This window comes from Micromonospora sp. NPDC020750 (assembly GCF_044334565.1).
Classification (GTDB): Bacteria; Actinomycetota; Actinomycetes; order Mycobacteriales; family Micromonosporaceae; genus Micromonospora.
This window is the reverse complement of sequence record NZ_JBIRTH010000001.1, coordinates 25,192-37,519: the sequence shown is the minus strand read 5'-3', so window position 1 is coordinate 37,519 and position 12,328 is coordinate 25,192. Positions and strand designations below refer to the sequence as shown.

Here is a 12,328-nt window from a genome sequence, read left to right as displayed (position 1 = left end):
CGGACGGCCGACGGCCGAGGAAGGGCGGCCGAGGAAGGGCGGCCGAGGAAGGGCGGAGGAGAGCCCCCCGGTTGTTTCTCGGCCGAGAGATCAGCGAACTCCGGATTGCCCCGTTCATGCGGGCAGCTCCAAAGGCGGCGGAAGGCAACCCCGAAGCCCGTGCGCCGCGCCCGGACGCAGCTGACGCGTCGCGCCCACCACCGGCCGACGCGCCACCCACCGCTCGACGCCCACATCCACCCCCGCACCGCCGGCGCCCACACCCACCCCAGCACCGCTCGGCACCCACACCCTCACCGCCCACACCCTCACCGCCCACGCCCACGCCCGGGCGGGGCTGTGCGCAGCGGGCAGAGCTGGTTACAGCGGGCAGGGGCGGGTCACAGCGGGTGGGGCTGGCCGGGGCGCGGCGGGAGGGGCGGGGATACGGTGGGGGCGTGGCGCTCTCCCTGGCGATCTCGCCCTGCCCCAACGACACGTTCGTCTTCGACGCCCTGGTGCACGGCCGGGTGCCGGGCGCTCCGCCGGTCGAGGTGACGTACGCCGACGTGGACGTGACCAACACCGCCGCCGAGCGGAGGGCGTTCGACCTGGTGAAGGTGAGTTACGCGGCGCTGCCTTGGCTGCTGGACGACTACCACCTGCTGCCCTGCGGCGGCGCGCTCGGCCGGGGCTGCGGCCCGCTGGTGCTGACCCGGGGGGACCAGGACGACCAGGAAGACACCGGGGACCAGGACGACCCGGTCGGGCAGGTCGGGCGGGCGGGCCGTAGCGACCTGACCGGCGCGACGGTCGCGGTGCCCGGGGACCGGACCACGGCGTACCTGCTGTTCCGGCTCTGGTCGGCCGACCGGCCGCCCGCGCGCATCGAGGTCGTCCCGTTCCACGAGATCATGCCGGGGGTGGCGGCCGGGCGGTACGACGCCGGGCTGGTGATCCACGAGGCGCGGTTCACGTACCCCCGGCACGGGCTGACCGCCCTGGTCGACCTCGGCGAGTGGTGGGAGGGCGACACCGGGCTGCCGATCCCGCTCGGCGCGATCCTGGCGCGCAAGGGCGCGGTCGACCCGGTCGAGGCGGCCGGGTGGATCCGCGAGTCGGTCCGCCAGGCGTGGGCCGACCCGGAGGTCAGCCGGGAGTACGTGCTCGCGCACGCCCAGGAGATGGAGCCCGACGTGGTGGACCGGCACATCGCCCTCTACGTCAACGAGTTCACCGCGGACCTGGGGGACGCGGGGTTCGCCGCCGTGGAGGCGCTGCTGGGCCGGGCCACCGACGCCGGGCTCGTACCTCCGACCTCTGGCCCTCAGACCTCGAGCTCGCGCGCCACCGCGTGGACGAGCTGAGCGATCTTCTGCGCGGACTTCCGGTCCGGGAAGCGGCCCCGCCGCAGGTCCGGCTGGACCTTCGCCTCCAGCACCTTGATCATGTCCTCGACGAGGCCGTGCAGCTCCTCCGCCGGCCGGCGGCGCAGCTCCGCCATCGACGGTGGGGCGTCGAGCAGCTTGACCCCCATCGCCTGGGCGCCCCGGCGGCTGTCCACCACGCTGAAGTCGACCCGTTGACCACCCGTGAGGTCGGTGACGCCCGCCGGTAGCGCGCCCTTGGGCAGGAACACGTCGCCGCCCTCGTCGCTGGTGACGAACCCGTAACCCTTGGCCGCGTCATACCACTTCACTCGACCCGTCGGCACCTGAGAACCCCTGCTTCGCTTGAGACGTCTACTGCTTCAAGGCTAGCCGGATCATGTGGTCGAGCGCCGCTGGGAATCCGGTGAGATCGTCCAGCACGAGGTGGGCCCCGGCGGAACGCAGCTCCTCGGCCGAACAGGGGCCGGTGGCCACCCCGATCCCCGGGACCCCGGCTGCCCCTGCGGCCACCATGTCGGCCACGTGGTCGCCGACGTACAGGGTCGCGCCGTGCTCGCGCAACGCCGTCGCCTTCTCCTCGGCGAACAGGTCACCGGCCAACTCGTCCACGGCCAACCCCAGGTGGTCCAGGTGCAGCCGGGCCAGCCGGCCGATCTTGGCGGTGACCACCAGCGCCCGGCCGCCGTGGGCGTGCACGGCCTCGATGGCCGCCATCGCGCCGGGCATCGGCAGGGTCGGGGTGATCGCGTACGCCGGGTAGAGCTCCCGGTACGCCTCGACGGCCGACTCGACCCGCTCGGGCGGGAACCAGTGGGCGATCTCCACACGCAGCGGTGGGCCGAGCCGGGACACCGCCGCGTCGGCGTCCACGGCTACGCCGGTGCGCGCGGTGAGCGCCCGGAACGCCGCGGCGATGCCGGGACGCGAGTCGACCAGGGTCATGTCGAGGTCGAAACCGACCGTCAGCGAGGGCATTCCGAGAACGTACCCGCCCATCACCGGCCGAGCCGGACGTCCGGGGGGCGCGCGGGCCCCGAAGCGGGCTAGCGTGGAACGACGATGACCACCTCACTCGCCGACCACCTGCGGACGCTGCCCGACGAGTCCCTGGCCGCCCTGCTCCAGTTGCGGCCGGACCTCGTCGTGCCCGTGCCGGCCGACGTGTCCGCGCTCGCGATCCGGGCCCAGTCACGGGTCTCGGTGGCCCGGGCCCTGGACGGGCTGGACCAGTTCACCCTCCAGATCCTCGACGCTGCCCGGCTCACCCGGGACCCGGACGACGGCACCACCGCCATGGAGGCGGTCCTGGCCATGGCCACCGCCGGCCCCCGCGCGCCGGCCCCCGCCACCATCCGCGGCGCGGTGAACAAGCTGCGCGCGCTCTTCCTGCTGTACGGCCCGGAGCACGCGCTACGCGTGGTGGGCGGCGTGGACGAGGTCTCGCCGTACCCGGCGGGGCTGGGCCGGCCTGCGGCGGAGCTGGACCCGCACGCGGCCGCCCTCTGCGCGGACCCGGCGAAGCTGCGCCGCACGCTGCTGGCCGCGCCGCCGTCGGCCCGGGCGATCCTGGACCGGCTCGCCGCCGGGCCGCCGGTGGGCAGCGTGCCCCCGGGCGCGCTCCAGGCCCCGCCGCTCGGTGCCGAGGACAGCGTCCCACCGGACCCGACGAACGGCGGCGCGCCGACCGGCTCGCCGGTGCGCTGGCTGGTGGACAACCGGCTGCTGGTGCTGGTCTCCGCCGGCACCGTGGAGCTGCCCCGCGAGGTCGGCCTGCTGCTGCGCCGGGACAGCGGCCCGCTCGGCCCGCTGCGCACCAGCCCGCCGCCGGTGGCCGCCGCGCCGCGCGAGGCGAAGGCCGTCGACTCGGCCGGGGCCGGGCAGACCATGGAGGTGGTACGGAACACCGAGGCGCTGCTGGAACTGCTGTCCGCCGAGCCGGCGCCGGTGCTGCGCTCGGGCGGGGTCGGGGTGCGTGACCTGCGCCGGCTGGCCAAGACCCTCGGCGTGGACGACCCGACCGCCGCCCTGCTGCTGGAGGTGGCGTACGCGGCCGGGCTGGCCGGCGAGCTGGAGCTGACCGGTGCCGCCACCGCCCGGTACGGCGCGGACCAGCAGGTCATGCCCACCGGCGGGTACGAGGTGTGGCGGGCCATGTCGCTGGCCCGGCGCTGGGTGCAGTTGGCCCGGGCGTGGCTGGTGATGACCCGACAGGCCGGCCTGGCCGGGCAGCGGGACGACCGGGACCGGCCGATCTCCGTGTTGTCGGCCGAGGCGGAACGGGCCGGTGCGCCCGCCGCCCGCCGGGCCGTGCTGTCGGTGCTGGCCGACCTGGAGCCGGCCACCGCCCCGACGCCGGAGGAGGTGCTGGGGCTGCTCGACTGGCGGGCGCCCCGACGCAGCCGGGGCCGGGAGGCCGCGTACCGGGAGGTGCTGGCGGAGGCCGCACGGCTCGGGGTGACCGGGCTGGGGGCGCTCACCTCGTACGGGCGGCTGCTGCTGGCCGACCTGACCGACGCCGACGAGCGGGGGTCGGACGACCCGCTCGGGCTGCACACGGACGCCGAGAGCGGGGCCGCGTCCACCGCCGTGCGGGCGTTGGACGCCCTGCTCCCCTCCCCGGTCGACCACTTCCTGGTGCAGGCCGACCTGACCGTGGTGGTGCCCGGCCCGCCCGACCCGGCGCTGGCCGGGGAGCTGGAGGTGGTGGCCGAGCACGAGTCGGCGGGCGGGGCGAGCGTGCACCGGGTGACCCCGGCGAGCGTGCGCCGGGCCCTGGACGCCGGGTACTCGGCCGACGACCTGCACGCCCTGTTCCGTCGCCGCTCCCGCACCCCGATCCCGCAGGGGCTGACCTACCTCGTGGACGACGTGGCCCGCAAGCACGGCGGGCTGCGGGTCGGCTCCGCCGGCGGGTACGTGCGCAGCGACGACGAGGCACTGCTCGCCGAGGTGCTGGCCGACCGGCGGCTGGAGTCGCTGGCGTTCCGCCGGCTGGCCCCGACGGTGCTGTCCACCCCGTACCAGGTCAACCGGATGCTGATGGCGTTGCGCGACGCCGGGTACGCCCCGGTGCCGGAGGACGCCTCCGGCGCGGCGGTGCTGGCCCGGCCGAAGACCCGGCGGGCCCCCGGACGGGCGCCGGTCGGTCGGACGCTCGACCCGCTGGCGTCCCCGAAGCTGGCCATGCCGCGGCTGCTCGGGGTGGTGGAGCAGATCCGCCGGGGCGAGGCGGCGGCGCGGGCGGCCCGGCGGGCCCCGGCGGTGGTGCGTGGCAGTACGGCCGGCTCGGGCCCGGCACCGGCGCACGGCCACAGCGACGCGCTCGCCGTGCTCCAGCAGGCGGTCCGGGACAAGGCGCTGGTCTGGGTGGGGTACGTCGACACGCACGGGGCGACCGCGTCCCGGCTGCTCCGGCCGGTGTCGATCGGGGCGGGCTACCTGCGTGCCGAGGACGAGCGGACGGAGATGCTGCACACCTTCGCGCTGCACCGGATCACCGCGGCGGTCCTGGAGAGCTGACCGGCGTGCCGGCGCCCGGCCGGGGCCCCGTCCCCGGTCAGCGGCGGCTGCGCCGCACGGTGCCCACCACGGAGACTGCCAGCAGCAGGGCGAACCCCGCCCCGGCGGACTCGCCGACCGAGGCGACGAAGCCCTGCTGCTGGACCAGCCAGCCGTACAGGAACCAGGCGACGAGGACGGCGGCGGCGAGCCCGTAGCCGACCACGGTGGCCGTGGTGACCGCCGCGATGCCGGGCACGGGCTCGTCCTCGGCTGCTGCCGCCTCGTGGTCGACGCTCATCGCCGCCTCCTCGGAGCCGGGGCTGGTCGGGTGCCGGGGCGATCGCGGGCCGGGCGGATCGCCGGCCGGCCGGTCAGGTGCCGGGTCGACGGCCGAAGAGGACCACCCGGCTGCCGACCTTGCCCAGCTCCCACGCCCGACGGGCGTCAACGGGGAGCAGGTTCACGCAGCCGTGCGAGCCGATCGACTTCTCGTGCAGGTAGGTGGTGGTCTGGTGGTAGCCCATCCCCTGGGTGAAATGCTGCCAGTACGGCAGCCACACCTCGTACGGGTCGGACCACTCCTTGATGTTCCGGTAATTGATCTTGTACGTGCCGGCGGGGGTGGCGTACCCCGGCATACCGGTCCGGGTCACCGTCGGGCCCCAGACGACCTTCCCGCCGCGCACCGCCCAGGTGGTCTGCCGGGTGAGGTCGATGCAGAAGGTGGTGCCGGACGACCCGGCCTTGCACCGGCGGGTGTCGGTGGTGGCCAGCCGCTTCGACACGTCGTACGTGGTGGGGCCGGCGCGGCCGGCGGCCGGGCGGATGTCGTACCGCTGCTGGAACTTCTTGATCGCGGCGCAGTCGGCGGCGGACTGGCGGCCGTCAACAGTCACCCGCCCGAACCCGCCCAGCTTCGCCAGGTACGTCTCCACCTCGCGCTGGTGCTCGCCCTGCGGACAGCCGGCGGCCCGAGCCGGCGCGGTCGGCGCGGCCCGCTCGGGGGCCGCCGTCCGGGTCGGCGTCGGCTTGGGCCTGGGTTTCGGCTTCGCCTTCGTCGGGGTGGGGTTCGGCCGGGTCCGCTGGTCGGGGCCGGACGAACCGCCCGCCCCCGTTCCCTGCTCGGCTGCGCCGGCCTGGGCGAGCCCTCCTCCACGGCCACCCGGGTCGGCCTGCCGATCGGGCGTGCACGAACCGACGCCGACCAGCGTGACCACGGCCAAGGCGACGACCCTGGCGGTGAGTGGAACCTTTCTCATGAGGCCTCCCAGGGTGGTCGTCCCTCTGCTAGACGCCGGACGTACGGGAATGGTTGCACCCCGTGTCCGATTTTCTGCCCTCATCCGCTTCCGTGCAAGACTGGTTGGTCGGCCCGGGGTCACCCGGACACCCGCGAGGCGGCCGGCGACCAGGCAAGGAAAGGACGCTGGCGTGAGCGGTGGACCACTGATCGTTCAGTCGGACAAGACCCTGCTGCTGGAGATCGACCACCCCGACGCCCAGGCCTGTCGGATGACGATCGCGCCGTTCGCCGAGCTGGAGCGCTCCCCCGAGCACGTGCACACGTACCGGCTGACCCCGCTGGGGCTGTGGAACGCGCGGGCCGCCGGCCACGACGCCGAGGGCGTGGTGGACTCACTGATCAAGTACTCCCGCTACCCGGTGCCGCACGGGCTGCTGGTCGACGTGGCCGAGACGATGGACCGGTACGGCCGGCTGCAACTCGCCAACGACCCGGCGCACGGGCTGGTGCTGCGGGCGCTGGACCGGATGGTGCTGATCGAGGTCGCCAAGAGCAAGAAGCTCGCCGGAATGCTCGGCGCGAAGCTCGACGACGACACGATCGCGGTGCACCCGTCCGAGCGGGGCCGGCTCAAGCAGGCGCTGCTGAAGCTCGGCTGGCCGGCGGAGGACCTGGCCGGGTACGTCGACGGCGAGGCCCACCAGATCGATCTGGCCGAGGCCGGCAAGGACGGCGGGAAGCCGTGGACGCTGCGGTCGTACCAGCGGGAGGCCGTGGAGGCGTTCTGGGCCGGCGGGTCGGGCGTCGTGGTGCTGCCCTGCGGCGCGGGCAAGACGCTCGTGGGCGCCGCCGCGATGGCCGAGGCGAAGGCGACCACCCTGATCCTGGTGACCAACACCGTCGCCGGCCGACAGTGGAAGCGGGAGCTGATCGCCCGCACCTCGCTGACCGAGGAGGAGATCGGCGAGTACTCGGGCGAGCGCAAGGAGATCCGCCCGGTCACCATCGCCACGTACCAGGTGCTCACCTCGCGGCGCGGCGGCGCGTTCACCCACCTGGACCTGTTCTCCGCCCGCGACTGGGGCCTGGTCGTCTACGACGAGGTGCACCTGCTGCCCGCGCCGATCTTCCGGTTCACCGCCGACCTCCAGGCCCGCCGCAGGCTCGGCCTGACCGCCACCCTGGTACGCGAGGACGGCCGGGAGGGTGACGTGTTCAGCCTGATCGGCCCCAAGCGGTACGACGCGCCGTGGAAGGACATCGAGTCGCAGGGCTGGATCGCCCCGGCCGAGTGCACCGAGGTACGGGTGACGCTGACCGACGCGGAGCGGATGTCGTACGCGACGGCGGAGGCCGAGGAGCGCTACCGGATGGCGGCGACCGCCCGCACCAAGCTGCCCGTGGTGAAGGCGCTGGTCGACCGGCACGCGGGCGACCAGGTGCTGGTGATCGGCGGGTACATCGACCAACTGCACCAGCTCGGCGAGTACCTGGACGCCCCGATCATCCAGGGGTCGACGACCAACAAGGAGCGGGAGCGGCTGTTCGACGCGTTCCGGTCCGGAGAGGTCCGCACCCTGGTCATCTCGAAGGTCGGCAACTTCTCCATCGACCTGCCCGAGGCGGCGGTGGCCATCCAGGTCTCCGGGACGTTCGGGTCGCGGCAGGAGGAGGCGCAGCGGCTGGGCCGGGTGCTCCGGCCGAAGGCCGACCGCCGGCAGGCGCACTTCTACACGGTCGTCTCCCGGGACACCATCGACACCGAGTACGCGGCCCACCGGCAGCGCTTCCTGGCGGAGCAGGGATACGCGTACACGATCATCGACGCCGACGACGTCCTCGGCCCAAAACTCCCGACGGTCGACTGACCGGACACCCGTCAGGCGGCGCGGAGCCTCCGCAGGACGTACTGGTTGAGGCTCATGCCGTCCTCAGCGGCCTGCGTGGCGAGCTCACGGTGCAGGCTCTCGCCGACGCGCAGGTTGAACTTGCCCGAGTAACTGCGCTCGGCGAACGGCTGCGGCACCTGCTCGCCCTGCTCCTGCATGTCCTCGATCACCTCACGCAGCAGATCCTCAAGCCCTTGCAGAGCCTCGATCTGGGAGGGAGCCAGCCAGGAGAGAGAGGGAAACTCGGCACAGGTGGCGACGAATTCGCAATCCTCGGCGGACCAGGTGACGCGGTAGGTGTAGTGGGTGATTTCGGGACGAGGATCGGGCTGCATCACATGACCTCCTTCTTGTCGATCGCCTTGAGCACTTGCCGGACCTGCTACGCCTTCGCCTTGCCTTTGTCGTTCTGGATATTCACGCGTGGGTCGCCAGCCCAGGGCGTCTTGAACACCGCATGAGAGCTGCCGGCTTGTCGTGGCTTCCCGAAGTAGTGTTCGCATGCCCGGTAAAGATCGTTGTAGGCAATGTTCTGTTGGTTCGTCCGCATCGCTGCAACGAGCTTGCCCATGGACGGCACGCGGTCGATGGTACTACCAGCGGTACCACGGTCGCAAACACTTCGCGGTGCGTCTGCTGCCCGCGCCGATCTTCCGGTCCACCGCCGACCTACAGGTCCGCCGCCGGCTCGGCCTGACCGCCACCCTGGTACGCGAGGACGGCCGGGAGGGCGACGTGTTCAGCCTCATCGGCCCCAAGCGGTACGACGCGCCGTGGAAGGACATCGCGCTGTCGTCGGTTCCCGAGCCGTCGCCGACTCAGCGGCTCAGCACAATTTCCCGCGCCATGTGCGACAGCTTCTCAGGATTGCGTACGGCGTAGAGCCCGGTGATGCGGCCGTCGTCGACGCGCACCGCCAGGACGGTGTCGAGCTCCCCGGCGAGTCGGACAATCAGCGCCGGGTTGCCGTTGACCTGCGCCGGCCGCAGCGACGAGAGGTGCGCGCCCCTGCTCCACCCGCCGGCCAGCAGGCGGGCGACCTTGTCGGCCCCCACGATGGGCCGCAGGACGGCCTGCCTGACTCCACCACCGTCGCCGAGAAGGACGACATCCGGGGCGAGGATGTCGAGCAGGCGCTGCAGGTCACCGGTTTCGACCGCCCGCTGGAACGCATCGAGCGCGTTCCGGGTCTCGACCGCCGAGACGACCCGGCGTGGCCGGCGCGCCGCGACGTGTGCCCGTGCCCGGTGTGCGATCTGCCGGACCGCGGCCGGGCTCTTGTCGACGGCTTCGGCGATCTCGTCGTACCCGAGGTCGAACACCTCACGCAGCACGAACACCGCGCGTTCGGTCGGCGCGAGCGTCTCCAGCACCAGCAGCATCGCCATCGAGACGCTGTCGGCCAACGCGACGTCCTCGGCCACGTCGGGCGCGGTGAGCAGGGGCTCGGGCAGCCACGGGCCGACGTAGGACTCCTTGCGGCGGCCGAGCGTACGCAGCCGGGCGAGTGCCTGACGGGTGGTGATCCGGACAAGGTAGGCACGCCGATCCCGCACCGTGCCGAGTTCGACGCCCGCCCACCGCAACCACGTCTCCTGCAGGACGTCCTCCGCGTCGGCGGCCGAGCCGAGCACCTCGTACGCGACGGTGAACAGCAGGTTCCGGTGGGCGAGGAACGCCTCGGTGGCCGGGGCCGGCAGCTCGGTGCCCCGGCCTCCGCCGGCTGCGGTCTGCGGTGTGCCCACCATGGGTGACTCCCGTTCGCTCTCGACTGCGTCACCCATCAGACGCCGAACCCCTCCGGCGTGTGACACCTCCGGCTGTGGCAGTCGTCACCCGCCCCCGCCGTCACAGGAACCCGAACGCCGGCATCTCGTGTTCGTCCGACCGACCCCACGAGTGAAGGACGGCACCATGGACGCCCGATTCAACCTGTTCGACAACGAGCTCGCCACGAGGTTCGCCAAGCGGTTCGCCAACGCCGGCATGGTGATCCATCAGTCGCCGCTACCGAAATCCACGCAGGAGCTGGTGTCGCTGCGCGCCAGCCAGATCAACGGCTGCGGCTGGTGCATCGACATGCACACCAAGGAGGCCGCAGCCGCCGGTGAGACCTCGGTCCGGCTCAACCTGGTCGCCGCCTGGCGCGAGTCCACCGTCTTCACCGAGGCCGAGCAGGCCGCGTTGGCGCTCGCCGAAGAGGGCACCCGGCTCGCCGACGCCCACCAGGGCGTGTCCGACGAGACCTGGGCCCAGGCACGCAAGCACTACGACGACGACCAGATCGCCGCGCTGGTCTCCCTGGTCGCCCTGATCAACGCCGCCAACCGGCTGGCCGTGATCGTGCACCAGAGGGGCGGTTCCTACCAGCCCGGCATGTTCGCCGCCGCGTTCGACTGACGTGCTTCCGCCATGTCGGCGAGATGGCGGTTCGGGGTCACCCCGACACCGCACATCGCCGACATGGCGGTCGGCACGGCTTGCCCGCCGCCGCCCGGCTGTGTCAGGGACGGCGGCGCAGGTAGCGGGCGCGGCGGCCGGCGTCGCGGAACCCGAGCCCCCGGTACAGCACGGCGGCCGGGTTGTCGTCGTTGACGCAGAGCCACGCCTCCCCGGCACCGTCACCGGCCAACGACCGCAGCGCGACGGCCACCAGGCGCGCCCCGACCCGCCGCTGCCGCCAGCCGGGGACCACGCCCACCTGGTCGACCCAGTTGTCGATGACGTTGAGGAAGCCGACGGCGGTGCCGTCGGGACCACGGGCGATCAGCGACAGGTCCGGCCGGTACCCGTCGTCGTCCCACAGCTCGTCCAGCCACTCCTCGGCCTCGGGCGCCCGGAATCCGGGCCGGCCGGCGAAGGACGCCCGGTACGTCTCGAACAGCTCGGGGCCGGCCTCCCGAACCACTGGCCCGGTGCGCACCCCGTCGGGCGGCGGCACGTCCGGCAGGGCGGCGAGGTCGTGCCGCAGCACCCACTCGACAAAGGTCCGCTTAAAGCCGCGCGCCATGAACAGGGCGTCCGCGTCGGGGCTCCAGGACTCGGTGGTGAGCAGCAGCTCGGCGTCCCCGGCCTGCTCGCCCGCCCAGTCCAGCAGCCGACCGCCCAGACCCCGCCCGCGCCAGCCCGGATGCACCAGGCCGGTGCTGGTGGCCGGCTCCCGGCCCATGCCCACGCCGACGGCCGCGACCAGGCGGCCATCGTGCCAGGCACCGAGGGTACGGGTCTGCAACAGCCGGGCCCGCAGCAACGGGGGACGGGCGAACAGCGGCAGCCCGCCGTCGACGGCCAGGCATTCCCCGGCCAGCTCCGTGAGCGCCGCGAGGTGCTGCTCACCGACATCCGCCCAGGTGAGGGCGTCCACGCCCAGATCCGTCCGGTCCACCGGGATCCCTTCCTCGTCCTGCTCGCCGAGAGAAGTAGGCGTCGCGGAGCCCGGTGGAGTCAAAGGGTTTCCGGCCGGTCCGACGGCGCTCAGAGCGCCCGGGTGATCCCCTCGGCGGCGATCAGGGCGTCCCGCCGGGCCGGGTCGAGGTTGGCGCAGACCACCACGGACGCGCCCGCGACCAGCGGCGCGAGCAGCCACTTCACCGGCTCCTCGTAGTCGGGCGCGTCGACCAGCACCCGATCGCCGGGGCACAGGCCCAGCGAGTCGGCGATGTGCCGGGCGATCTCGCCCCACGCGTGATAGCTCGTGCCGTCTGGGGTGGCCGCGAACGACGGGTGCACCGCCGCGTACGCCGGTGGGGCCGTGTCCTGCCGGCTCACCTCGGCGAGCCAGTCCCGCCACCCCTCGGGCACCTCGGCGCGCGGATGACCGAGGCCGAGCACGAACCGGTGCCGTCCCTCGGGTACGTCCTCCAGCCAGTCGTCCAGCCGCGCCCACGACACGAAGACCGCGTCCAGCGGCTCGTCGGCACCCTGGTCGAGGACCGGCAGCCCGGCGGTCGCCCGGGACCGGGCCGACACGGCCACACCGATCGACCAGGCGCCCAGCAACAGGGCGGCGGTCTGCCAGTGCGCCGGCAGCAGCACGGCCGCCCGGTCGCCGACGCCCAGCCCGCAGTCGTCGCGCAGTAGGGCAGCGGCGCGGGCAGCCCAGTCGCCCAACTCGGATGCGGTCAGGTCTACCCGCTCGCCGGTGGCGTCGTCGCGGAAGGTGAACAGTGGACGGCCGACGTCGCCGGCCGTCACGGCCGGGGACGGAACGGTCGCCGTGACCGCCGGGACAGTGGTCCGCTCCACGTGGCACTCCTCGGTTCGGGTGATTTCATGGCGAGCAAGAACGCCTTGGCCCTGACCGAGTCCGCTGGCGCGGTCGCGGC

The 12,328-nt window shown here is 73.5% G+C and carries 14 protein-coding genes; 5 read left to right on the top strand and 9 right to left on the bottom strand.

Annotated elements, in window-relative coordinates; genetic code table 11:
* The first annotated feature begins 437 nt into the window (after positions 1-437).
* Entirely contained in the window at positions 438-1,346 is a 909-nt protein-coding gene (locus ACH4T9_RS00210) for a 1,4-dihydroxy-6-naphthoate synthase (RefSeq protein WP_396669032.1), read from the top strand.
* Here the strand turns inward: ACH4T9_RS00210 and ACH4T9_RS00205 are convergent.
* A complete protein-coding gene (locus ACH4T9_RS00205) occupies positions 1,307-1,693 on the bottom strand; it encodes a cold shock domain-containing protein (protein ID WP_350884174.1) in 387 nt (128 codons plus the stop codon). The two genes, ACH4T9_RS00210 and ACH4T9_RS00205, sit on opposite strands and share 40 nt — an antisense overlap.
* A 28-nt stretch (positions 1,694-1,721) precedes the next feature.
* Positions 1,722-2,345: an HAD family hydrolase gene (locus tag ACH4T9_RS00200; RefSeq protein ID WP_396669031.1), complete on the bottom strand. Its 624-nt coding sequence runs from the start codon at positions 2,343-2,345 to the stop codon at positions 1,722-1,724.
* Positions 2,346-2,429: 84 nt separating this feature from the next.
* Between ACH4T9_RS00200 and ACH4T9_RS00195 the strand changes: the two genes are divergently transcribed.
* Complete coding sequence (locus tag ACH4T9_RS00195; protein ID WP_396669030.1) at positions 2,430-4,889, top strand: helicase-associated domain-containing protein; 2,460 nt, start codon at positions 2,430-2,432, stop codon at positions 4,887-4,889.
* A gap of 37 nt (positions 4,890-4,926) precedes the next feature.
* Here ACH4T9_RS00195 and ACH4T9_RS00190 read toward each other — a convergent pair whose 3' ends face one another.
* Positions 4,927-5,169 carry a hypothetical protein gene (locus ACH4T9_RS00190; RefSeq protein ID WP_396669029.1) on the bottom strand — a complete coding sequence of 81 codons (243 nt, stop codon included), beginning with the start codon at positions 5,167-5,169 and terminating at the stop codon, positions 4,927-4,929.
* 73 nt (positions 5,170-5,242) lie between these two features.
* Positions 5,243-6,130, bottom strand: coding sequence for a L,D-transpeptidase family protein (locus ACH4T9_RS00185; protein WP_396669028.1), 888 nt, complete (start codon positions 6,128-6,130; stop codon positions 5,243-5,245).
* A 172-nt stretch (positions 6,131-6,302) separates the two neighbouring features.
* Between ACH4T9_RS00185 and ACH4T9_RS00180 the strand changes: the two genes are divergently transcribed.
* On the top strand, positions 6,303-7,982 hold the full coding sequence (locus ACH4T9_RS00180; RefSeq protein WP_396669027.1) for a DNA repair helicase XPB: 1,680 nt from the start codon (positions 6,303-6,305) through the stop codon (positions 7,980-7,982).
* A gap of 11 nt (positions 7,983-7,993) precedes the next feature.
* Here the strand turns inward: ACH4T9_RS00180 and ACH4T9_RS00175 are convergent, their stop codons facing one another.
* Positions 7,994-8,338, bottom strand: a complete 345-nt coding sequence (locus ACH4T9_RS00175) for a type II toxin-antitoxin system HicB family antitoxin (protein WP_396669858.1) — start codon at positions 8,336-8,338, stop codon at positions 7,994-7,996.
* A 47-nt stretch (positions 8,339-8,385) separates the two neighbouring features.
* Positions 8,386-8,583 carry a toxin HicA gene (locus ACH4T9_RS00170; protein WP_396669026.1) on the bottom strand — a complete coding sequence of 66 codons (198 nt, stop codon included), beginning with the start codon at positions 8,581-8,583 and terminating at the stop codon, positions 8,386-8,388.
* 47 nt (positions 8,584-8,630) lie between these two features.
* On the opposite strand from ACH4T9_RS00170, the gene ACH4T9_RS00165 reads away from it, so the two are divergent.
* Positions 8,631-8,885: a hypothetical protein gene (locus tag ACH4T9_RS00165; RefSeq protein WP_396669911.1), complete on the top strand. Its 255-nt coding sequence runs from the start codon at positions 8,631-8,633 to the stop codon at positions 8,883-8,885.
* On the opposite strand, the gene ACH4T9_RS00160 is transcribed toward ACH4T9_RS00165, so the two are convergent.
* On the bottom strand, positions 8,822-9,751 hold the full coding sequence (locus ACH4T9_RS00160; RefSeq protein WP_396669025.1) for an RNA polymerase sigma-70 factor: 930 nt from the start codon (positions 9,749-9,751) through the stop codon (positions 8,822-8,824). The two genes, ACH4T9_RS00165 and ACH4T9_RS00160, sit on opposite strands and share 64 nt — an antisense overlap.
* A gap of 166 nt (positions 9,752-9,917) precedes the next feature.
* Here ACH4T9_RS00160 and ACH4T9_RS00155 point away from each other — a divergent pair, with 166 nt between their 5' ends.
* A complete protein-coding gene (locus ACH4T9_RS00155; protein WP_396669024.1) occupies positions 9,918-10,403 on the top strand; it encodes a carboxymuconolactone decarboxylase family protein in 486 nt (161 codons plus the stop codon).
* A gap of 103 nt (positions 10,404-10,506) precedes the next feature.
* Here the strand turns inward: ACH4T9_RS00155 and ACH4T9_RS00150 are convergent, their stop codons facing one another.
* The gene (locus tag ACH4T9_RS00150) at positions 10,507-11,388 is read right to left on the bottom strand and encodes a GNAT family N-acetyltransferase (protein ID WP_396669023.1); all 882 of its coding nucleotides are present in this window, start codon (positions 11,386-11,388) and stop codon (positions 10,507-10,509) included.
* 89 nt (positions 11,389-11,477) lie between these two features.
* A complete protein-coding gene (locus ACH4T9_RS00145; RefSeq protein WP_396669022.1) occupies positions 11,478-12,248 on the bottom strand; it encodes a TIGR03089 family protein in 771 nt (256 codons plus the stop codon).
* Positions 12,249-12,328 lie beyond the last annotated feature (80 nt).

Excerpts from the sequence above, each read along its gene's own strand:
- ACH4T9_RS00175 (WP_396669858.1), bottom strand. The coding sequence starts at position 8,338 with ATGCAGCCCGATCCTCGTCCCGAAATCACCCACTACACCTACCGCGTC.
- ACH4T9_RS00185 (WP_396669028.1), bottom strand. The coding sequence starts at position 6,130 with ATGAGAAAGGTTCCACTCACCGCCAGGGTCGTCGCCTTGGCCGTGGTC.
- ACH4T9_RS00155 (WP_396669024.1), top strand. The coding sequence starts at position 9,918 with ATGGACGCCCGATTCAACCTGTTCGACAACGAGCTCGCCACGAGGTTC.
- ACH4T9_RS00160 (WP_396669025.1), bottom strand. The coding sequence starts at position 9,751 with ATGGTGGGCACACCGCAGACCGCAGCCGGCGGAGGCCGGGGCACCGAG.
- ACH4T9_RS00190 (WP_396669029.1), bottom strand. The coding sequence starts at position 5,169 with ATGAGCGTCGACCACGAGGCGGCAGCAGCCGAGGACGAGCCCGTGCCC.
- ACH4T9_RS00195 (WP_396669030.1), top strand. The coding sequence starts at position 2,430 with ATGACCACCTCACTCGCCGACCACCTGCGGACGCTGCCCGACGAGTCC.
- ACH4T9_RS00200 (WP_396669031.1), bottom strand. The coding sequence starts at position 2,345 with ATGCCCTCGCTGACGGTCGGTTTCGACCTCGACATGACCCTGGTCGAC.